Annotated in this window: 22 protein-coding genes; 9 read left to right on the plus strand and 13 right to left on the minus strand. The window is 52.8% G+C overall.

All coding sequences use genetic code 11. The features are described 5' to 3' along the window. Nucleotides 1-184: 184 nt before the first annotated feature. From CRO33_RS08305 to CRO33_RS08325, 5 genes are all read right to left on the minus strand, one after another. Entirely contained in the window at nt 185-940 is a 756-nt protein-coding gene (locus tag CRO33_RS08305; protein WP_097117785.1) for an ABC transporter ATP-binding protein, read from the minus strand. Nucleotides 941-943: 3 nt separating this feature from the next. Next, the gene (locus tag CRO33_RS08310; RefSeq protein ID WP_097117786.1) at nt 944-1,966 is read right to left on the minus strand and encodes a FecCD family ABC transporter permease; all 1,023 of its coding nucleotides are present in this window, start codon (nt 1,964-1,966) and stop codon (nt 944-946) included. Between the two features lies 1 nt (nt 1,967). Then, nucleotides 1,968-2,939, minus strand: a complete 972-nt coding sequence (locus CRO33_RS08315) for an ABC transporter substrate-binding protein (protein ID WP_255253255.1) — start codon at nt 2,937-2,939, stop codon at nt 1,968-1,970. 181 nt (nt 2,940-3,120) lie between these two features. Continuing rightward, nucleotides 3,121-4,011: an oxidoreductase gene (locus tag CRO33_RS08320; protein WP_097117788.1), complete on the minus strand. Its 891-nt coding sequence runs from the start codon at nt 4,009-4,011 to the stop codon at nt 3,121-3,123. Nucleotides 4,012-4,166: 155 nt separating this feature from the next. After that, nucleotides 4,167-4,916 carry a DeoR/GlpR family DNA-binding transcription regulator gene (locus CRO33_RS08325; protein WP_097117938.1) on the minus strand — a complete coding sequence of 250 codons (750 nt, stop codon included), beginning with the start codon at nt 4,914-4,916 and terminating at the stop codon, nt 4,167-4,169. Between the two features lie 82 nt (nt 4,917-4,998). Between CRO33_RS08325 and CRO33_RS08330 the strand changes: the two genes are divergently transcribed. The 3 genes from CRO33_RS08330 to CRO33_RS08340 all read left to right on the plus strand — a co-directional run bounded on the left by CRO33_RS08330 (nt 4,999) and on the right by CRO33_RS08340 (nt 6,662). After that, the gene (locus tag CRO33_RS08330) at nt 4,999-5,589 is read left to right on the plus strand and encodes an NUDIX domain-containing protein (RefSeq protein ID WP_097117789.1); all 591 of its coding nucleotides are present in this window, start codon (nt 4,999-5,001) and stop codon (nt 5,587-5,589) included. Then, nucleotides 5,586-5,960: an NUDIX hydrolase gene (locus tag CRO33_RS08335; RefSeq protein ID WP_097117790.1), complete on the plus strand. Its 375-nt coding sequence runs from the start codon at nt 5,586-5,588 to the stop codon at nt 5,958-5,960. Before CRO33_RS08330 ends, CRO33_RS08335 begins: the two co-directional genes overlap by 4 nt. Before the next feature lie 69 nt (nt 5,961-6,029). Next, nucleotides 6,030-6,662 (plus strand): hypothetical protein, encoded by a 633-nt coding sequence (locus CRO33_RS08340; RefSeq protein WP_097117939.1) that lies wholly within the window; start codon nt 6,030-6,032, stop codon nt 6,660-6,662. Nucleotides 6,663-6,691: 29 nt separating this feature from the next. On the opposite strand, the gene CRO33_RS08345 is transcribed toward CRO33_RS08340, so the two are convergent. Beyond that, entirely contained in the window at nt 6,692-7,234 is a 543-nt protein-coding gene (locus CRO33_RS08345; RefSeq protein ID WP_097117791.1) for a carbapenem self-resistance protein CarG family protein, read from the minus strand. Between the two features lie 269 nt (nt 7,235-7,503). After that, nucleotides 7,504-8,253: an SDR family oxidoreductase gene (locus tag CRO33_RS08350; RefSeq protein ID WP_097117792.1), complete on the minus strand. Its 750-nt coding sequence runs from the start codon at nt 8,251-8,253 to the stop codon at nt 7,504-7,506. Between the two features lie 131 nt (nt 8,254-8,384). Between CRO33_RS08350 and CRO33_RS08355 the strand changes: the two genes are divergently transcribed. After that, entirely contained in the window at nt 8,385-9,290 is a 906-nt protein-coding gene (locus CRO33_RS08355; RefSeq protein WP_097117793.1) for a LysR family transcriptional regulator, read from the plus strand. Between the two features lie 209 nt (nt 9,291-9,499). Further along, nucleotides 9,500-10,372, plus strand: coding sequence for a DMT family transporter (locus CRO33_RS08360; protein WP_097117794.1), 873 nt, complete (start codon nt 9,500-9,502; stop codon nt 10,370-10,372). A 43-nt stretch (nt 10,373-10,415) separates the two neighbouring features. On the opposite strand, the gene CRO33_RS08365 is transcribed toward CRO33_RS08360, so the two are convergent. The 4 genes from CRO33_RS08365 to CRO33_RS08380 all read right to left on the minus strand — a co-directional run bounded on the left by CRO33_RS08365 (nt 10,416) and on the right by CRO33_RS08380 (nt 15,268). Beyond that, a complete protein-coding gene (locus CRO33_RS08365) occupies nt 10,416-11,309 on the minus strand; it encodes an SDR family oxidoreductase (RefSeq protein ID WP_097117795.1) in 894 nt (297 codons plus the stop codon). A gap of 268 nt (nt 11,310-11,577) precedes the next feature. Continuing rightward, entirely contained in the window at nt 11,578-11,748 is a 171-nt protein-coding gene (locus CRO33_RS08370) for a KGG domain-containing protein (protein WP_034827492.1), read from the minus strand. 240 nt (nt 11,749-11,988) lie between these two features. Further along, a complete protein-coding gene (locus CRO33_RS08375; RefSeq protein WP_097117796.1) occupies nt 11,989-13,089 on the minus strand; it encodes an ABC transporter substrate-binding protein in 1,101 nt (366 codons plus the stop codon). A gap of 49 nt (nt 13,090-13,138) precedes the next feature. Beyond that, nucleotides 13,139-15,268, minus strand: coding sequence for a TonB-dependent siderophore receptor (locus CRO33_RS08380; protein ID WP_097117797.1), 2,130 nt, complete (start codon nt 15,266-15,268; stop codon nt 13,139-13,141). Nucleotides 15,269-15,686: 418 nt separating this feature from the next. On the opposite strand from CRO33_RS08380, the gene CRO33_RS08385 reads away from it, so the two are divergent. Further along, nucleotides 15,687-16,574 carry a MurR/RpiR family transcriptional regulator gene (locus tag CRO33_RS08385; RefSeq protein WP_097117798.1) on the plus strand — a complete coding sequence of 296 codons (888 nt, stop codon included), beginning with the start codon at nt 15,687-15,689 and terminating at the stop codon, nt 16,572-16,574. A gap of 5 nt (nt 16,575-16,579) precedes the next feature. On the opposite strand, the gene CRO33_RS08390 is transcribed toward CRO33_RS08385, so the two are convergent. Beyond that, nucleotides 16,580-17,494: a DMT family transporter gene (locus tag CRO33_RS08390; RefSeq protein ID WP_097117799.1), complete on the minus strand. Its 915-nt coding sequence runs from the start codon at nt 17,492-17,494 to the stop codon at nt 16,580-16,582. 118 nt (nt 17,495-17,612) lie between these two features. Between CRO33_RS08390 and CRO33_RS08395 the strand changes: the two genes are divergently transcribed. From CRO33_RS08395 to CRO33_RS08405, 3 genes are all read left to right on the plus strand, one after another. Beyond that, nucleotides 17,613-18,158 carry a GNAT family N-acetyltransferase gene (locus CRO33_RS08395; RefSeq protein ID WP_097117800.1) on the plus strand — a complete coding sequence of 182 codons (546 nt, stop codon included), beginning with the start codon at nt 17,613-17,615 and terminating at the stop codon, nt 18,156-18,158. Continuing rightward, nucleotides 18,142-18,585: a GNAT family N-acetyltransferase gene (locus CRO33_RS08400; RefSeq protein ID WP_097117801.1), complete on the plus strand. Its 444-nt coding sequence runs from the start codon at nt 18,142-18,144 to the stop codon at nt 18,583-18,585. Before CRO33_RS08395 ends, CRO33_RS08400 begins: the two co-directional genes overlap by 17 nt. A 217-nt stretch (nt 18,586-18,802) precedes the next feature. After that, the gene (locus CRO33_RS08405) at nt 18,803-19,717 is read left to right on the plus strand and encodes an alpha/beta fold hydrolase (RefSeq protein WP_097117802.1); all 915 of its coding nucleotides are present in this window, start codon (nt 18,803-18,805) and stop codon (nt 19,715-19,717) included. Here CRO33_RS08405 and CRO33_RS08410 read toward each other — a convergent pair. Then, on the minus strand, nt 19,714-20,895 hold the full coding sequence (locus CRO33_RS08410; RefSeq protein ID WP_097117803.1) for a Gfo/Idh/MocA family protein: 1,182 nt from the start codon (nt 20,893-20,895) through the stop codon (nt 19,714-19,716). The genes CRO33_RS08405 and CRO33_RS08410 overlap by 4 nt on opposite strands. Between the last annotated feature and the right edge of the window lie 8 nt (nt 20,896-20,903).

A 20,903-nucleotide genomic window follows, 5' to 3' on the forward strand; every position in this document is an offset into this window, starting at 1 on the left:
TCGGTTAGAGCGAAAAAAAGCCCGCCATTGGCGGGCTTGATAGCAGCGGCTATCGAATAATCTCGTAGGTGACGCGCGTGTAGGTACTGCAACCACGATTGTGGCAGTCCATTATTGCAGGATATTTTGTTACTGAACATACCGTTTCCTGATGGCTGTATAGCCGTGGGCTTCAAGCGCTGACTCATACGTATTGAATATTGAGCGCACCCTGTGCTGATGTCGTGATCTGCGCCTGAACCCGCCACGTTGTGTGTATGCGTTCGGGTGTGAGGACGGCTTTGGGCTTACCCGTTGAAACCACGCGACCCTGATCGAGTACCACAAGGTGTTGGCAATATTTTGCCGCCAGATTCAGATCGTGAAGAGCAATCACCACCGTCACGGGCAGCGAAGAGATAAGACGCATCAATTCAAGCTGGAATTGGATGTCGAGGTGATTGACGGGTTCATCCAGCAGTAAAACATCCGGTTTTTGCGCCAGTGCGCGGGCGATTTGGCAACGCTGGCGCTCACCGCCGGATAATCGTTGCCAGCAGCGGTCGACCAAATTTTCCAGTTGCATTAACGCCACCGCCTCGTCAACGGCGCTGGCATCCTCTGCCGTCCAGAACTGGAATGCGCCACGATGAGGCGTGCGCCCGAGACGAATAATGTCAATCACCGTGAGTTCATCATCGGCTTCGGCGTGTTGCGGGACAAAGGCCAGTTTGCGCGCCAGCTGATTGCGCGAAAGTTGGTTCAGCCTCCGTTCGCCGAGCGTTATCTTCGCGCCCGAATCAGGCATTAGCCCAGCCAGCGCACGCAGTAGCGTTGATTTTCCTGAACCGTTGGGCCCAAGCAAACCTACGGTTGCAGACTGAGCTGCGTCGAAGGAGACCGTGGTGAGTATGCGGCGCGCTTGAAGTTGGACGCTGAGGTCACTGACCGATATCGTCATCGTTTAATTGCCCTTTCGTTGATAGAGAAGGAAGGCAAAAGCAGGGGCGCCCACCAATGCAGTCACCACGCCAATGGGTAAAACCTGATGTGCGATCAACGTTCTCGATATCAAGTCGGCAAGGATCATGAAATGGCAGCCCGACAGGAATGTCACGGGAAGGGTGATAAGGTGTCGCTGTCCAACCAGCATGCGGGTCACGTGCGGGATGACCAATCCGACAAATCCCACCGCCCCAATTGAGCTGACAATCACCGCCGTGATGAATGCCGTAATCAACAGCAACACCACCCGCACTTTCACAACCGGAGTACCTAACGTTACCGAGACATCGACACCAAATGAAAACGTGTCCAGCGTGCGTGCATAGCACATGATCACCCCAAATCCGCTGACGATGACGATGGCGCACAGAACGGCATCTGGCCAGCGAACGCCGCTTAAACTGCCTAAGAGCCAAAACATCACACCGCGCGATTGCTCCGCATTGGCTGATGTGCTGACGATGTAAGACGTGAGCGCATTGAACAGCTGTGTTCCGGCAATACCGGCCAAAATGATGCGCCCGGTGTTTTCCCCCATCCCTCTTGAGAACAAAATAATCAAGCCAAACGCCAGGCAAGCGCCGGCAAAGGCACCACTGCCAACCGTCAACACGCCGCTGCCAATACCCAGCAGCATCACCATTACGGCCCCGGTGGAAGCACCCGCAGAGATACCCAACAGATAGGGTTCCGCCAGCGGGTTTCTTAACAACGATTGCAACACCAGGCCGCAAAGGGCTAAGCCACCTCCGCTGCATGCCGCCATGAAGGCCCGACTCATCCGATATTGCCAGACGATGCCAGCCTCAACGGGAGGGAGATCATAATGCGTCAAGCCCACCCCGTTGGTGATCGCCTGGAAGGTGGCGCTCAATGAGATGGGCATATCGCCAATGCTGGATGAGAAGATCATCATTACGGGCAAGCTGATAAAGCCCGCGAGAAAAATAAAGCCGATCTTAAATGGGTAAGCCCGATTCATACTATTTAAACGCGGCAATCTGCTGACCGATCAGCTCAACAGCATCGACATTGCGCAGGGATGGATTGAGTGACATCGCTGGCACGATCACGATATGACCCTGTTTGACCGCACTCATTTCTCGTGTAACGGGATCGCTGGTGAGGAATGCCTGTTTTATGGCGACATCATCGGCTGGATACAGCCTTCTATCCATGCTGGCGATGACGATGATATCGGGCTGAGATTGTGCGATATGTTCCCAACTCACGGCGGGCCATTCATCGGAGGAATCAATGATATTTTTGAGGCCTAGAGTCTGAGTGATCCAGCCTGGCGCACCATCACTGCCTGCGATCCACGGATCGCCTTTAAGGCGTGTGCTTGAGAACCAATACACCACCTTAAGGGGTTTGCTGGTGTGAAGCGCCACCTGTTGTTGTGCCTGAGCGATTCGTGCAGATAACTTATCCTTTAAGGCATCGCCACGCTCCGTCACATCGAAGATGTTGGCAAGCGCGGTGATTTCATCATAAATCACCTCAATCGAGTAAGGTTTCACGCGCGCACCGTCGCCGTTTGAAGTGGCGGTGACCGATTTGCCCTGACAATCAGCAGGTGAAATCCAGGTTTTGATGCCAGGTTGTTCAAATTGATCGCGAGTAGCGACTTCACCCTGAGGCCCAACATGCCAGCTGTACTGCGCCAAAACCAAATCAGGTTTTTGCGCGACGACGGCTTCAAAGCCCGGTGAGTTGTCCGCAAGGCGTTTAAGGCCACTGCCAGCCTGCGCTAACTCAGGGGGGAGAGGGCCGAACCAGACGGCGGTACCCGCAATTTTACTCCCCAGGCCAAGTGCCAGAAGGAGTTCAGTTTCATGCTGACCAATGGTCACCACGCGTGCAGGTGGTCGTGAAAAGGTTTCCGTTTTACCGCAGTTTTCAATGCTGAGGGGATAGGTGGAAGCCAGGGCGGTGGAAGTGCTGAATACCATTATGAGTGCCAAAAGGCGGGTCGAAAAAGTGCGCATGATTTACCGATTACGTAGTGTAATGTTATAACATAACATAATGGCAAGTCTGATGTATTCATGTCAATTGATTCTGATACCCATTGTGAGTGTTAAGTGTTAAGGCTGTTGAAGCGAAGTCCGTGGCCCGGACTTCACTCTGATCTTAACCCGGACCATCACTTCCTGCCGCCAGCAGAGGCACCACCACATCACTGATCGGTGTCGCGATGCCTTGTGCTTTGCCGCGTCGCTGCACCACGCCATTACGGATGTCCCACTCAAGCGGGCGATTGGCCTGACGATCCGCCAGGATCGAGGTGCCTAAATCTGCCGGGGCGCGATGGAAGCCAGCCATAATTTCCTGCGGCACGTTGTCGCTCAGATTGGCGCCTTCCGCACGCGCCACAGTCATACACTCCCGCAGATAGGCCAGACCCAGCTCGGTGATATCTTCGCGCTGAAACATCCCGGCGCGGCGATTGGCGAGCACCATTAAACCGGCGACGGCGTTTTGCAACAGTTTGCGCCAGGCAATGGTGAGGAAATCTGCCTCCAGTTCGACCGCACAGCGCGAGTCTTGCAGTGCTTGCACAATACGCTGTGCTGGCGCGACGTCGGGCACAGTCAGGCGCGGCTTCGCGCGTAACCACACCGAGGCATCAGGCTCGCGCTGAGCCGGGAACCACACCACAGAAGGCAGTACCGTTGCGCCATTGACTAATGGAGACAGCTGTTCAACTTGCTCCACACCATTTTGCAGCGCGCATACCACCGTATTCTCATCGCATAACACCGCCAGCCAGGGGGCAATTTCCGCAACCTGAGTGGTTTTGACCGCCACAAACACCAAATCATAGGGTGCACCAATGTCTGCGGGATTGCTCAGCACCGGGCCAGGCACCACAATCTCACCGTCTTCGTGGCGCAGCAGCAATTGAGTATGTGCTGTACGTCCGCACAGTGTTGGCGTGCGATTCATTTCATGTAGCGCGGCAGCCACAGTGGTACCGATGGCGCCGGGTCCGACAAGGGTGATGGTTGGAAACTCAGACATGCAGCTATTCTCCTGTTTATCCAGTGCTGCCCACAGGGTCAGCGAAAACTCTCTATTACAGCCTGGCATTGTGACTGAATGATGTGCGTTCCATCGGCCAGATAGAAAAATAATAGCGCGGGATAATCACTCAACGCCTGCCATAAAAGGGCGAATTACAGCAGGGCTATCTGTTTCTGTTGCAGCAGTTGCTGCATCTCAGCATCAGGTTCTCCATCAACAATCAGTGTGCTGGCCAGTGACAGACCGCCAATGGCGAACGCCGATGCTGAGTTGAGTTTCTCTTTAGAGACCATCACCACCGTTTCCGCCGCACGCGCCGCCAGTGCACGTTTCACACCGGCTTCTTCGTAATTACCCGTGGTTAACCCTGCGGTTTTGTGTACTCCGGTGACGCCCATAAAGAACAGGTCTGCATTGATGTGTGCAATGGCTTCGATCACCGCTGATCCCACGGCAACCACCGAGTGACGATACAGTTGGCCGCCAATCAGAATCACCTCAACCAGAGGAAAATCAACCAGGGCGACGGCAATACTCGGACTGTGGGTCACCACGGTAAAAGCCAGTTCTTTGGGCAGCAGTTGCACCATTTCCGCTGTGGTTGTACCGCCATCAATGATCACCACCTGACCCGGTTGAATCAGTTGCACTGCTTTTTGCGCGATCAGGCGCTTAGAACTGATTTGCACGTTTTTGCGTGTTTCGAAAGGGGCAATAGCAGCAGAAACCGGCAGCGCACCCCCGTGGACACGTTGCAGTAATCCCTCGCAGGCCAACTCCCTTAAATCACGGCGAATCGAGTCCTCAGAGACGCTAAAGCGCTGGCTAAGCTCGCTAGACATCACTTGCTGCTCATCGGCAAGAATCGTCAATATCTGCTGTTTACGTTGACTGGAAAGCATAATTTTCTCATTCGTGTTTTTGCTTGTATGTGCACGATTATGCATGATAACGTCTGTTTTGTCAGCCATCGGGAGACCAAACATGCAGCATAAAGTGCGCAATATTCGTGAGCAGTTATTATCCGACAACTGGTACACCTTAAAAAAATACACCTTCGATTTACAGCGTGCCGACGGCAGTTGGCAACAGCAAAGCCGCGAAGCTTACGACCGTGGCAATGGTGCGGTGATCCTACTTTATAACCGCCATAAACAGACAGTCGTCCTGACACGGCAATTCCGCTTTCCCATCTTTATCCATGGGCATGATGGCTTTTTGATCGAGGCCGCAGCCGGTTTGCTGGATAACGCCTCGCCTGAAACGCGCATTATTGCCGAGGCAGAAGAAGAAACTGGTTACACTGTCACAAATGTTGAGAAGGTGATGGAGGCTTATATGAGCCCGGGTTCGGTGACGGAGAAGTTATTTTTCTTTATCGCGGAATATCACGATGGCGACCGAAAGCATGCTGGCGGCGGCCTGGAGGAAGAGGGGGAAGATATCGAAGTACTGGAGTGGCCTTTCGCACGCGCGATGGACGCGATCCGAAACGGTGAAATCGAAGATGCCAAAACCATCATGTTGCTGCAACACCTGGCATTAAACATTCAATTTGAGGAGAAAGTGCCATGATGATTCTGATCGCAGGTCCGGTTCGCAGTGGCACTCACGGTGATCAGCAACTGATTGAGCAAAATATGCAGAAACTTGATCACATGGCGTTGCAGGTTTATCAAAAGGGCCATACCCCGGTGATAGGTGAATGGCTGGCGTTACCGCTCGCCAATGCGGCGGGTTCGCAGCGGATCGGGGATGAAATCAGTGAAGCCTTCCTCTATCCCGTTGCGCATCGTCTTATTCAGAGCTGTGATGCCATTTTACGCATGCCTGGCGCTTCAACGGGAGCGGATCAGGATGTGCAAGTTGGCAAGGATTTGGGGTTGAGTATTTTTTATGATATCGAGCAGGTCCCCTTGGTTCAGGCCCAGGCAGGATACATATAGACTGATAGGGCAAGCTCTGTTTTGCCGATTTGAACACCAAGGGCGGAGGATAGTGTTATGGAGGAAGTGATGACGGAGAGAGCCTACTATTTCAGCGATCGGCTGGAGATGGATACGGAAGTGGTGCGGTGTGAAGCGCAGGAAGATGGCCGGTTTCGTGTGCAACTGGTAGCGACGCTGTTCCATCCGCAAGGCGGCGGGCAACCCGCTGACCAGGGTACGATAGGTGAGGCGACGGTGTTACAGCTCATCCAGCAAGAGGGTGAGTTAATCCATATCACTGACCGCGAAGTGGCGCTGGGCTGCGTGCATATCCAAATTGATGCGGCACTGCGTAAGCTGCACACGCGTTACCATTCTGCGGGGCATTTGATTGCTTACGCCGGAGAGAAGTTTGGCTGGTTAGGTTACAAAGGCGATCATCGGCCCGGCAATGGACGTATCGTTTTTAAACCGCAGGGCGAACCACAAGCCGTTGATGACTTGGCCATCGCTGACGGTGTAAATGCGCTGGTGGCGCAGGATTTAGCGCGCGTGCTGCGGGATGACGCCGGACGCAGAATGGTCAGCTGGGGCGATCTGACACCTTACGCCTGCGGTGGCACGCATGTGCAACGCACCGGAGACGTTGGCGATATCGTCATTACCCGAGTGAAAGAGAAGAAGGGCGAACTTTCGGTGCAGTATGAAGTGCGGGATTGATGAGCAGGCGGATTAACGCCTGCACTGCGCTACTTAAATTCATCTATTTTTAATTGTGCGAAAGCCTGATCAACATCGCTATACGCTTGTGAGGTGGTATAACTGCCAGACAGCTGCCAATAAAAAACCGGAGCGCCAGGTTCTTCGCTGCTTTCCGCTACCCGATAGCGAGAGAATTTTATTTGCGCGGCTTCAGTCAGATCATCATTGTCCTGATTTGACGAGAATTTCACCGCGCGGATCAGGTAATAAACGCCCTGGATATTGTGCAGTTCAAAACCAATCATTTTGTCAGAGGAACCCGCAAGACGAAAATCCGACCAGGTAAAGCCATCATCATCCGGAACCGGTAAAATAAACCAGTTGCCGTTTTTATTGATGAAGGCAGATAGCGTCTGGCTGGGATGCGAGGTGTTATTGTCAAAGGTCGCAGAGACCAGCAAATCCGGTACGCCATCCTGATTAAGGTCGATATTATTCGCCCCTGCCAGCAACCCGACCCGCGTAGCACCCTGCGCACCGAAAACGGTACATAATGACAGAACGATAAACGCGAAAGTTTTTAATTTCACTGCACGCTTTCCTTACTGGTTAAGACAATATCAGGGATTAACACCTGAATATTGAAAGACAGCATGGTATTGCTGCCTGATGGCCATCATGGCGTATTTTAAAAATTTTGCTCTCCAATCGCGCTGAATTATGGGTGTTTTTTCTGTGATGTGAAAGGGTGAACGGAATAATTAAAAGAAAAGAGATTAACCGACGAAGCGCGTCATCCATTACGCACTTCGTTAGAGGAAAACAGACTTAATGTGAACGTCTTTCCTTAACCCTCAACTCATACCTGCGCCATGCCGCCATCCACGAAGAGTTCGGTGGCATTAACAAAGCTGGAGGCATCGGATGCAAGAAACGCCACCACCTGACCAATCTCACCGGGTTCACCCAATCGGCCCAATGGCACCTGGGCAGCTAATGCATCGAACAATCCCTGACGCTGATCTTCGGGCACTAAATCGCCCAAACCCGGCGTGCGCACCGGACCAGGGCTCACCACGTTGACACGAATTCCGCGATCTTTCACATCCAGTGCCCATGAGCGGGCAAAGTTGCGCACGGCGGCTTTACTGGCGCTATAAACACTGAATCCTGCGGTGCCCTGAACTGAAGTGGTGGACGAGGTCAAAATCACCGAGGCTTTGTCGCTTAACAGCGGCAGCGCTTTTTGCACGGTAAACAGTACGCCACGCACGTTGGTGCCAAAGATCCGGTCGAAGTGTTCTTCAGTAATCGCACCGAGTGGCAACATATCGCCGCCGCCAGCATTGGCGAACAGGATATCGATCCGACCCGCCTGGCGTGCAATCTGCGCATACACCGCATCCAGATCGCTCAGCACAGAAGCATCAGCGCGGATACCGGTTGCCTGTGCACCAATCAGCGTCACGGCGGTATCCAGTTCCGGCTGGCGACGACCGGTGATAAACACCCGTGCGCCCTGTGCTGCCAATGCCTGAGCAGAGGCTAAACCAATCCCGCTGGTGCCGCCGGTGACTAATGCACTTTTACCGTTTAATGATGTGTTCATGAGTGTTCTCCCAAATGGATTTAAGTGTGTGATGACTGCGTTGCAGTGCATGGGAGGCAATGTAACCCTGCGCGGTTTAGTGATAAATGGTGTAAAATCGAAATCATTATTCCTGTGTATGGATAATAAGCATGGACCAACTGTTGGCAATACGAGCATTCGCGCGCGTGGTGGAGGCGGGAAATTTTACTCGCGCTGCCGATTCACTGGATATGCCGAATGCCACGTTGAGTAAACTGGTGCAGGAGTTAGAGGGGCATCTGAACGTGCGCCTGCTTCAGCGCACCACACGGCGCGTGACCGTCACGCCGGAGGGACGTGATTACTACGATAAAGCGCTACGTATCGTGCGTGACCTGGAAGATATTGATGGCGCATTTAACGCGGTAAACGGTACACCGCGCGGGTATCTGCGTATTGATATTGGCGGATCAACGGCGCGTGAGGTTCTCATCCCACTGCTACCTGATTTCGTTGCGCAATTTCCCGAAATCCGCCTCGACCTCGGCGTGTCGGACCGGGCTGTAGATCTGATAAGCGACAATGTCGATTGCGTGATTCGTGGCGGTCCGCTGGGTGATTCATCGCTGGTGGCGCGTCATCTTGGTGATGCTGAGATGATCACCTGCGCGGCACCCGCATATCTCAAAACTTACGGCGTGCCAACCTATCCGCAAGAGCTTAAAAATGGCCATCGCTGGATTAGCTATTTATCCCCGCAAAGCGGGCGCGCCTTCCCGCTGCGCTTTGTGCAGGGTAATGAGAAACAGGAAATGAAAATCGAGCATCGCATTGGGATTAATGAAAGCAATGCTCATCTGGCAGCTGCGGTGGCAGGATTAGGCATCATTCAGACATTTCGATACGCAGCAGCCAAAGATTTAGCGTCAGGCGCACTGGTGGAAATACTGAAGGATTGGCGGCCCGCCAGCTATCCGTTTCACGTGGTGTATCCGCAAAACCGCCATCTGACCCAGCGTTTACGGGTGTTTATCGAATGGTTGCGTGAGGTATTTCCTGCGCGACTCAATGGATGACAAGCCAGAGGCGATCTGCTAACTTTTTGTTTCTGAACTCCCTATTTTGACTACAGGCCTGCGTAAATGACACTTTCAGCCGCACTTTCCCCGTCATACGAACATGGCCTGTATGCGATCTGCTGTCCGCCACCGCCTCCTGCACGCGTTGTGGTTCGCTAAGAACCGGAAGTCTTCACGCTTAAATTTCCAACGTTTGTTTTAGGAGCATTTTCATGCGTTCTTCGTCTTTGACGTCGCAAGCGGCGACGTCGGGCTTCGTGCTGCTGTGGGGCAGTGCGGCCATCTTCTCACGCCTGGGTTTGGACAATGCCTCACCCATAGCGCTATTGATTGTGCGCTTCGGTGTGGCGCTGGTTGCATTATTGCTGGTGGGCCTATTTCGGCGTCGCTGGTTACCCGATGCGGACAGCCGAAAAACGGTGATGTTTACCGGTCTGATTTTGATTGGTGCCTATTCGGTGTGTTACTTCCAGGCGATGGCCGAGGGGGTGACGCCAGGTTTAATCGCCACCATCATGGGCATACAACCGATCCTGACGCTCTGCATCGTGGAAAGGCGCATGCAGGGCACGCGATTACTTGGATTGGTTATCGCCTTAGCAGGATTGATACTGCTGGTGTGGCGCAGTCTGGCGGCATCGCATTTGCCGTTGAGCGGCATTGTCTTCGCTCTCGGCGCACTGTTGTGTATGACGTTTGGTGCCATCATGCAGAAAAAGGTGCTCCAGCATCCCGCGCAGGTACTGCCGCTGCAATACGCGGTGAGCCTGGCGCTGTGTGCTTTACTGCTTCCGGTTAAAGCCTTCCATATCGACTTTACGTTGCACTTCTGGATTTCCGTACTGTTTCTTGGGGTGATGATCTCGGTGGTGGCGCAGCTGCTGCTGTATCGGCTGCTGAGTGCGGGAAGCATCGTTAACGTCACCAGTTTGTTTTATCTGGTTCCGGTGATAACGGCAGTACTGGATTACCTGTTGTTAGGTAATGCGCTGCCGTGGTCGGGGATGATGGGAATGCTGGCTATTCTGCTCGGCATCATGCTGGTGTTTCGCACACCGCGCCTGAAAACATCGGGGTAAGATCGAACAGGGCGCATCAAAATGGATGCGCCCTTTATCGTGGTTAAACCGTGCCGGTGCCGCCATCAGAACACCAGACCTGTCCCGACGTGAAGCTATTGGTGGTTTCCGCAAACGTCACATACAGCGGCGCGATTTCAGCAGGCTGACCGGGGCGACCCAGTGGCGCGGAAGCGCCAAATTGCTCCACTTTCTCCTGCGGTTGTCCGCCACACACCTGCAATGCAGTCCAGTAAGGGCCGGGTGCCACGGCGTTGACGCGGATTTGGTCTTTACCCAACTGCTTGGCTAAAGCTTTAGTAAAGGCCGCAATCGACGCTTTGGTCTGGGCATAATCCAGCAGGATGGCGCTGGGATCGTAGGCCTGCACTGACGACGTGTTAATGATCGATGAACCCGCCGGTAGGTACTCCAGCGCCGCCTTCGTGATCCAAAACATGGCATACACGTTAGTCTTAAAGGTCGCATCAAAATCTTCTGTCGAGAGGGTACGAATCGATTCATTGAACTGCTGACGGCCGGCATTGTTGACCAAAATATCCAGACCATCGAGTTTCGTCGCCGCTTCCTTCACCAGTTGCTGGCAAAAGGCTTCGGAGCGAATATCTCCCGGTATGGCAATCGCCTTACGACCTTCCGCTTCAATCAGTTTTATCACCTCTGCCGCATCCTGTTCTTCATCGGGCAGGTAATTTATCGCCACGTCGGCACCCTCACGCGCGTAAGCAATCGCCACCGCACGTCCAATCCCGGAATCGCCGCCGGTAATCAGCGCTTTACGACCGGTTAAACGACCAGTGCCACGATAGCTGGTTTCACCATGATCCGGGCGCGGTTCCATTTTTGCCGCCAGCCCAGGAAAATCCTGTAATTGTTTTTTAAAGGGAGGTGTCGGATATTGATGGGTGAGCAGCGTTTTATTAGTCAATGAACTCATCTTAATCTCCATGTTCTTCGTTAGTGATAAATTAAGCCTGGCATAAATGTGATATATGTCACGTCAAAAAATGACCAATTGAAATTTTTCAGCTTAAGCGAGGCGGTATTATGGCTGCGGCGATGGAAATAAAAGGCGTGACTGGAATGAGAGGGGAGAGCAGAATAAGCGCAAGACGTCAGTCATATATCGTCATTGCACTTATTCAATTGCCAGTTGAACCTATTGGCATCCTTGTCGGTGAGGCGACTAGCGCGCCCGATGCGGCTTAAGAGCCTTTGTTACTACTTTTTCCGCCTTTTTTTCCGGCTTCGGAGGCTTTCTCAGGGTTGTCTTTAAAACTACCGCCGCCACTGCTTTGCCCACCTTTTTTACCCGCTTCAGATGCCTTTTGTTTATCATCTGCGAAGTTACCGGAACCGCCTCTATGCTCGGCCATAAAATGCCCTCATTCATGCATTGCGATTACATAATCGTGGATAGCGTCACACGTTATGTCCAGACTGCAGAATTAAGGTTAGTGCCACTGTGAATATTAACAAGCGCGGCGGCAGCGTATAAGTGGATTATCGAGTATTTTTTCGTATCTTATTTTTTAAGCAAATGAATTATGAAGGTTAATAATTATTTATTAATATAATCGAAGCGTATTTAACGCTTCGATTATCAATAAGGCCGATTAACTCGCAGGGATTTGAGTGAAATAGGTCCCGCTATAAGGTATGGGCAGGAAATCATTGAAGATTTGCTTTAACGTTTGCTCGGGTTCGACATCCGCGAACAGCTGAGGATAAAGTGTTTTTGCCATAAATTCCGTTGCCGCGATGTGCCAGGGGCTGAGGTAAAAATTCATCCAGATGACCGCGGAGTGGCCGTTACGTAGCGCGGCTAATTCACGCAATCCGTTTTGCTGCGCGGTCAGTTGGGCGAAGCTGCTTTGCACCGCTGGCAGCGCCACTTCTGGCCCCAGCTTCAGCAAACCCTGCGCCTCGTTATCGCCAAATCCGGTGGCGAAGTAGTAATCCGGTTGCGCCGCAATCACCATTTCTTCACTCAAGCGACCAAACACGCCGTGCTGCGTTTTAGCCGCGATATTATCGCCGCCTGCGGCGTTTAACAGTTCGCCAAGGCTGCCGTTGACGGCGGTGACACAACACTCATTACGGCGGCCAAGATGCAACTGCAACAACACTGAAGGCTTCGCACCGTGATAACTGGCCAGCCGATCACGAATCACCTGCATATGTGCGTCATAAAAACGGTTAAAGGCCTGCGCGCGAGCCTGCTGATTCAGCACCTCGCCAAAAATCTCCACGCTGCGACGGGTATTCTTCAGCAGATGCACGCGCAGATCGATTTTCACCACCGGAATATGGGCGGCTTTCAGCATACTCACCAGGCGCAGATCGGCATCATCGTAGCGCGCCAGGCTCGGCAGGATCACCACATCCGGTTTGAGCGCCAGGATCTGCTCAGGATTGATGGCATTCGGGCCGCCTGAACCGAGGGAAGGGATTTTTAACATTTGCGGGAACTGACGCGCAAAACTGTTCCACGTTTGGCTATCGTACTTTTTCAAATCCTGAGGCCAGGCAACGATATGCTGAAAAGGATTGCCCGGTTCCAGCAGCGCCAGCGTGTAGAGCATGCGACTTTCGCCCAGCACAATGCGCTGCGGATGGTCAGGGATATCCACCTGATTACCGTCAATATCCGTGACGGTTTTTGCCAGCGCGGCGCTACTAAGCACCAGTAAGAAGCAGGCCAATACAATCAGCATTGGCCCCCAAAGGGAAGGGGCGCGACGGGCGCCCGCTTTAATCACAGAATCAGAACTCAACGCTGGCCTCGACCATCAGGTTACGGGTTTCACCCTCACGCACGCGCAAATTGCCGCCGCTGGAGGTGTAATAGTGCTTGTTGAACAGGTTATTCAGATTCAACTTAAGTTGTGTCTTTTCACCAAACAACTGATTGTTCCAGGCGATAAAGCTGTCCGCCACCACGTAATCCGGCATCGTGAAGCTATTTTCAGGATCGCCCGCTCGCGAGCCGACATAGCGCGCGCCGCCACCGACGCGGAAATCACCGGGAATGCCGTTGATACTGAGGTTGTGGCTGAGATAGAGCGCGCCCGAATGACGCGGTGCATTTTGCAGCCGATTGCCATTGTTAGCAGAATTTACGCCATCATCAACAATCTCAGCCTTATCGTAGCTGTAGTTAGCGCTGAGATCCCAACCCGGCAATACTTCGCCGTTTAGCTCAAACTCTGCGCCGCTGGAACGGGCTTTATCAATCGCGCGCGTAGAACCGTTAATGCTGAGCGACATGTCACGTTCATCAATGCGGTACAGCGCGACGCTGGCAAACAGCTTTGGCGAGATCTGCCATTTACTGCCGACTTCCCAGGTCGTGCCCTGTTCGGGCTTACCGACATTGCCGTCATCGTCCACATCGGTGGAAGGCGTAAAGGATTTGCTGACGCTGCTGTAAAGCGAGACATCAGGGGTGATTTTATAAATCAGCCCCGCTTGTGGCAGGAATTTATTGCCTTCACTGTTCAGTGTTTCCACCACCGGATCGAAGCCTTTGGACGCACGCTGCTCGTAATGCTGATAGCGTCCGCCAAATACCGCAATCCACTGTTCCGTCAGTGAAATACTGTCTTTAGCGTAAACCGAACGGCTATGAATGCGGTTCAGGTTATTGGCGTTGGCGGTGTTTTCCGAGGTGCTATTGGTGACCGGTGACAGGATATCGTATTGCGGATCGGTAAAGTTAAACCCGGTGTTGGATTTCCCTTGATACTGATGCGCGCGATAAGTCTGGTTCATCTCATAATCAGTCCCGATCACCACATCGTGGGTCATGCCCAACAGCTGTTGTGAACCGAGCAGATCCCATGAAACGTATTTCGTTTTGTGGTTAAAGCCACGGTTAGCATCAGCACGACGCGTGACAACGCCGGTGGTGGGGTTAATGGCGGTGACGCGCACTTCGTTGTTGTCGTATTGACGCTGATTCCAGCCAAAAGTGACGCGCGTGCTCCAGTCATCATTAAACTGCCAGTCATAGTGCGCATTAAGGGTTTTGTTGTGACCCCAGGCATGATTCGCCTTGTCGTCGAGACGATCTTTGTAGCCGATATCCAGCGGCTTGCCATTGATAAAGGCTGTGCCACGATCGTAGGGGATATCGTATTGATAATCTTCATAGCTCACGAAAAAGCTGGCTTTTTCACCGTACCACTGCAACGAAGGCGCGATCAGCGTATGTTTGTCGCTGCCAAAATTGCGCCAGTAATCCTGATTCTGCTTTTCGGCAATCAGGCGAAAGGCAAAGCCGTTGCCCAACGGGCCGGTGATATCAACGGTACCAGCGCCACCACCTTCGCTGGAGGAACGGCCGCTGACTTTGGTGTGCCAGTCATATTGCGGTTTTTTGCTCACCACGTTGATCACGCCGCCCGGATTTTGAATGCCATAGAGCAGGGATGCCGAGCCTTTTAGCACTTCGACGCGTTCGGTGGTGGCATCGAAGTTCAACCCCTGGCTGCTGCGAATGCCATCACGATAGATTGACCCATCAGAGTTGCTGCCAAATCCGCGACGCACAAAGCCATCTTCGGTGCCTGCCAGAGTATTGCCCTCTGTGACACCACTGACAAAGCGCATCGCATCAGTGAGACTAGCGGCCTGATAGTCTTCAAGCTGTTGTTGGGTCACCACACTCACCGATTGCGCTTCGTTCAGACGCGGCGTGAGCGTTTTGCTGGCGACGGAACTGCTGGTGGCGTTATAGCCTTGCGGGCGACTTTCCTGCGCGGACACCGTCAGGGTATTACTGCTTTCCGCTGCCAGACTGCCAGCTGCAGTGAAAACGCTGACACCGTATATTGCGGCGATAATGGCCGGATGGCATTGTGCTTTAACAGCGAAACTCTTGTTGTTATTCATTTAAATAAACCTGGTGTTGGTGCGGAATTAATCTCGTCCATGAAACGAAGCTAGGATTAAATTATTTTCAGCAGAGAAAAGTGAATGAAATAAGCATTCTCTGTGGATCGTGCGCCTTAAACTGAGATGGCGTGATGTTATTGAGAATCATTCAAACATGAAAGAATGTAGTAGTAAACGGAAATAATGGCGTGGATACTACAGCAGGAATAGAGTCCATCAACGCCATTTCCATTTAAGGCTTAATTGTTATAAATACAACAAAAACAGTCAGATAAACTTGTTTCTTGCTGTGATCCAACGATCCGCCCCAAAGGAGCGATAGCGATCAGGGTGCTGGATTAAACAAGAAATATCACTACAATACCGTGCCTAAATGGGGGACGAAATCACGCCCTGATGATAAACAGGTAAAAAGATGGCCATAAATAAAATTAAAAATCGGGTTGATGTATTAGGTGAACGCTATCGCGCACGCGCTCCGTCATTATCGTCCAGCCTTCAATCCGTCGCGCGATATATCCACGATAATCGTGAGGCAATATTAGATGCCACCGCCATGGAAATAGCGGATGCGACTCATACCTCAGATGCCACCGTGGTGCGTGCCGTTCAGGCATTGGGATTTGCCGGTTTGCGTGATTTGAAAACCACGTTGAAAGCCTGGTTTGGCCCGGCGATGAATTCAGAAGAGAAGATGAGCGCCACCGTCAGCGAGCTGTCGTGTGACATCAATTCGGGGATCGATTTCGTACTGGGTGGCCATAAACGCGCCTGCGATGCCCTCTCGGAACCTCACAATCGGCAAGCGGTCGCGCAGGCTGTCGCGATGTTGATCGACGCGCGTCAGGTCGCGCTCTTTGGCATTAATGCTTCAGGGATTTTGGCGGATTACAGCGCCCGCTTATTCACGCGCATTGGCATTCCTGCCGTCACGCTCAATCGTTCGGGTATTGCCCTCGCTGAACAGTTGATCACCTTACAGCGTGGTGATGTGCTGATTATGATGGCGCAGAAATCTGCCCATAAAGAAGGGCTGACTACCCTGAAAGAGGCGAAGCGGCTGGGGATGCCGGTGATTTTGCTGACCAATGCCTTAGATTCTGCCTTTACCAAAGAAGCGGATGTGGTTATCAATGTGCCGCGCGGTGGGGAGAATGGTCGTATGCCTCTGCATGGCACCGTGCTGGTGTGTCTGGAGATGTTGATTTTGTCGGTGGCTTCAGCGACTTCATCGCGCACGGTAAAAACCATGAAACGCATTCAGGATCTCAATCGTTCACTGAAACCCACCGGTAAGAAATAGCGTTATTAATTGTCAGAGGTACTCGGCGCGGCGGGTTTGACCATTCCGCTGCGCGTGACAAGCCATACCGCCAGCACAATCAGCAATGCACCGCTTATAAAGCCCTGATTGATTTGCTCGTCCAGCACTAACCAGCCCCACAGGATGCCAAAAGGCGGAATCAGGAAGGTGACGGTGAGGGTGCGCAGGGGGCCAATATCGGCCAGCAAACGGAAGTAGATGATGTAAGCCAGCGCGGTGCAAATAAAGCCGACGGCCAGGATACAGGCCCAAACTTCAGGAATGTGCCAGTTCGCCGCCGGCGTTTGTGGCGCGCTGAAGGCAAAGAAAGGCAGCAGGAAAAGCGAGGCGCCCAACTGGCTACCGAACGCGACTTTCGTGGCATCAAGCCCGCCGCGCGATCCAATCCAGCGTTTGGCCAGAAAGCCGGCAAAACCGTAACAGGTGGTGGCGACCAGACAAGCCGCAATGCCAAGTATCAATGCGTGCGAGAGCACCCCTTCGCCAGTGGTGCTGATTAACATAATGCCGACAACACCGGCCACCATGCCCAGCACTTTACTCACTGTAAGTTGTTCATTGAAGAACGCCGCACCAATCACGACACCCATTAACGGCGCAGTAGCGTTGAGTATTGCGGAGTAGCCTGCGGGCAGCACGCGAGCGGCAAGGCAATACATCAGGAAAGGTAATCCTGAGTTAATCACACCCAGCAACATTGCCCAACCCAGTTTGCCTTCGAAGCGACGCGGAATGCGCAGTACTGCCATCACGATGATTAAACCCAATGCGCCACATAACACGCGCAAAAAAGCCGTATTTATCGCACCCAGCGCGGGAACGGCAATACGCATAAAAAGAAAACTGGCTCCCCAGATAGCCGCCAGCAGCAAAAGTCGCAACGAGTCCGATGTTCGCATGGTTCAGATTCAATCATTAGAAAGATGGGCTGACATCATAGCAAAAATTCTTAACACTCAAAGCGATGTCGCGGTGCTATGTTACTTCGCTGGATAACAAAAAACGGCGAGGAAATGAATGCATTGGGAGTCTGAAAGGCTGCTGTATCGGCCGATTGAGCGCACGGATTTGCAGGCGCTTTTTCGCATCTATGGCGATGCACGAACACATCAATTTAACCCACGCGGGCCTTATCCAAGCCTTGATCATGCGCGAGAAGTGTTATTACGCAGAATCAAAGACCGCGCTATTCATGGTTTCGATGACTGGGTCATCATGGAGAAAAGCGATCCTCAACACGTGATTGGTTTCGGTGGCGTATTCGTCAGCGAATTCAACGGGCGCAGAACCAACAATCTGGGTTACCGTTTTGAACCGGATGCCTGGGGAAAAGGCTATGCGACAGAACTCGCGCATCGCGCCATCCGCCACGGTTTTGAAGATCTAAAACTGAAAGAAATTGTCGGTGTGGTGAGAGAAAACCACACCGCATCACGCCGCGTACTGGAAAAGGTCGGGATGACTTTCCTCGAAAGGGTGTTTAATCCGCAAGATCCGCCCGCCAGTTTGATGTTCACCATCACACGCCAACAATGGAGAGAAAGAAATGGAACAGGTCATTAGAAAACTCACTGCAGAGGATTACGCACAGTGGAAATCGCTGTGGTTGGGCTATCTCGACTTTTATGTCAGTGAGGTCACGGAAGAAGTCACCAATACGACATTTCAACGATTGGTTGCGGAAGGCGAACCGATGCATTGTCTGGTGGCGGAGGAGCAGGGCAAATTGACTGGGCTGGTGCATTTTATTCGCCATCGCAGCACCTGGACCCTGGGTGACTATTGTTACCTGCAGGATCTGTTCGTCAGCCCAGACGGGCGTAAACAAGGCACGGGTCGCGCGTTGATCGCAGCGGTGAATGCTGCCGCTGAGGCATTGAACTGCTCGAAAGTGTATTGGATGACGCGCGAGAATAATTACCGCGCCCGAGCGCTGTATGATCAGGTCGCGACGAAGACAGATTTTGTGCAATACCGTGTTGCACCCTAATCAGCAATTTCACTCACACCGCTTGTCAATTCTTCCTACCATCCTGTACCATTTGGGAATCGATCATTTCCTAAATGGTATCTCCCCTAGCGCAAACTCAAATCTTGATACGAGAACGCGGCCAACCATGCCAACCAGGAACGATTATGTTTTCGACCTATCCGACCAAGAATTTGACCAATTAGGAAGTAACCATTTCCAATTCTAGGAGTAACGGATGAATGCCTCAGAATTAAAAATAACATCGCGCTGGTCACAACCTGTCACCAACCTGCCTGATTTTTCCCATCATTACGCCACCGTAGACGGTGTTCGCATCCACTACGTTAGCGGCGGCAACCCACAAGGTGAAACCCTGGTGCTGTTAGCCGGGTTCCCACAAAGCTGGTTTGCGTGGCGCAAGGTAATGGCTCTGCTTGGCGATCGTTACTTCATTATCGCGCCCGATCTCCCCGGTCAGGGGGATTCCGATAAGCCTTACAGCGGATATGACACCACTTCTCTGGCAGAAAAAGTACAGGGCCTGCTGCTGCAACTGAACATCCATCACTACTATCTTGCGGCGCATGATGTCGGTGCGTGGGTGGCCTGGCCGTTTGCCCTGCGTTATGCCAATCAGATAAAAAAACTTGCACTGCTTGACGCCGGCATTCCGGGCGTGACCTTGCCGGATGCGCTGCCTGCCACGCCCGATAAGGCCTGGAAAACCTGGCATTTCGCCTTCCATCTGCTGCCGGATCTGCCTGAAGCCTTAATTGCCGGGCGCGAAGAGATCTATCTGGATTGGTTCCTGAAACGCAAAGCCGTCAGCCCAATGGTGTTTGACGCGGAAGATATGGCGGAATATGTGCGCTTGTTGCAACAGAACGGGGCATTGCGCGCAGGCATGGCGGCCTATCGCGAAGTGAGCGTCTCGGCGGAACAAAACCGTGTATGGCTGCATGATAACGGCAAACTGACGGTGCCGTTGCTGGCGGTCAGTGCCGATCAGGGTTCGATCCCCGATATGGCGATTCCGCTTCAGGAGTTTGCGGCTGAGGTTTCAGGCATCAAAATCGCGCACTGCGGTCACTTCATCCCGGATGAGCAACCGCAGGCGCTGGCTGAGGCACTGCGCGAGTTTTTTAGTTAGTTGCGCAGACTGGCGATCTCCACACGTTGACCACTGGCAGATGAGCGCACCATCGCTTCAATGATTTGCTGATTCTCCAGGCCAAAGCGGAAATCCGGGAAACAACCGGCTTCGCTGCTGAGGCCTTTAATCAGGTCGTAAATTTCGATCACTTTCACATCGAAGTATCCCAGGCCACCGCCAGCGAAATCGAAGCCAAAGAAGCCTCCAAACTGCTCGACCTGAGAACCGGCATAAATGGTTTTAAAGCCACGATCGTGTTTCGCATCGCCATAACGTGCAATCTTCAGTTCGTTAAAGCGCTCACCGTCCATGATGATGGTGCCTTCGGTGCCCGAGATTTCCCAGGCAATGCCGAACACTTTTCCTGCGGAGATGCGTGAAGATTCAATCACGCCACCGGCGCGGTTCTCGAAAGTCACGAGCGCCTGGAACTGATCGTCGTTTTCCACTTTCAAACGCGCCGCCTGTTTATCTGCCTGGGCACCATAGCCTGAACCACCACCCGCAGCAGGACGCGTGTCAATAAACAGCTGCTCCTGTCCTACCACGCTCTTGATTGGCCCCATCAAATATTGCGCCACGCTCACCACGTGTGAGCCTAAGTCACCGAGTGAGCCAGACCCGGCCTGTTCGCGTGAGCAACGCCAACTCCATGGCAGCTCGGGATCGTTGAAAAATCCCTGATCGAACCAGCCACGGAAGCGTGTCGGTGTGCCGATGTCACCGCGATCGATCATCTGCTTCGCCAACTGCGCTGCCGGCGTTTTGATGTTATTGAACGCCATGATGGTTTTCACACCTGCTCGCTCAGCTTCCTGGGTCAGGGTTTGTGCTTCCTGCAACGAAACGGTGAGCGGCTTTTCGCAGTAGACGTGTTTACCTGCACGAATCGCGGCCAGCGCCATGTCGAAGTGCATGCTATTAGGCGTGGTGATATCAACAATATCGATTTCAGGATTGTTCACCAGCGACTGCCAGTCCGCCGTGCTGTGTTGAAAGCCGTAGCGTCGAGCCGCTTCTTCGGCCAGTGCGGGCGTGACATCTGCCAGCGTATGCAGAACGGGTTGCAGCGCCAGATTACGATACAGTAAACCCGCGCGGCGCCATGCATCGGCATGTGCCTGGCCCATAAAGCCTGAACCGATCAGGCCAACATTCAGTGTTTTTCCAGCCATCAGCGGCT

The organism is Pantoea sp. GL120224-02, assembly GCF_900215395.1.
Taxonomy (GTDB): Bacteria; Pseudomonadota; Gammaproteobacteria; order Enterobacterales; family Enterobacteriaceae; genus Pantoea; species Pantoea communis.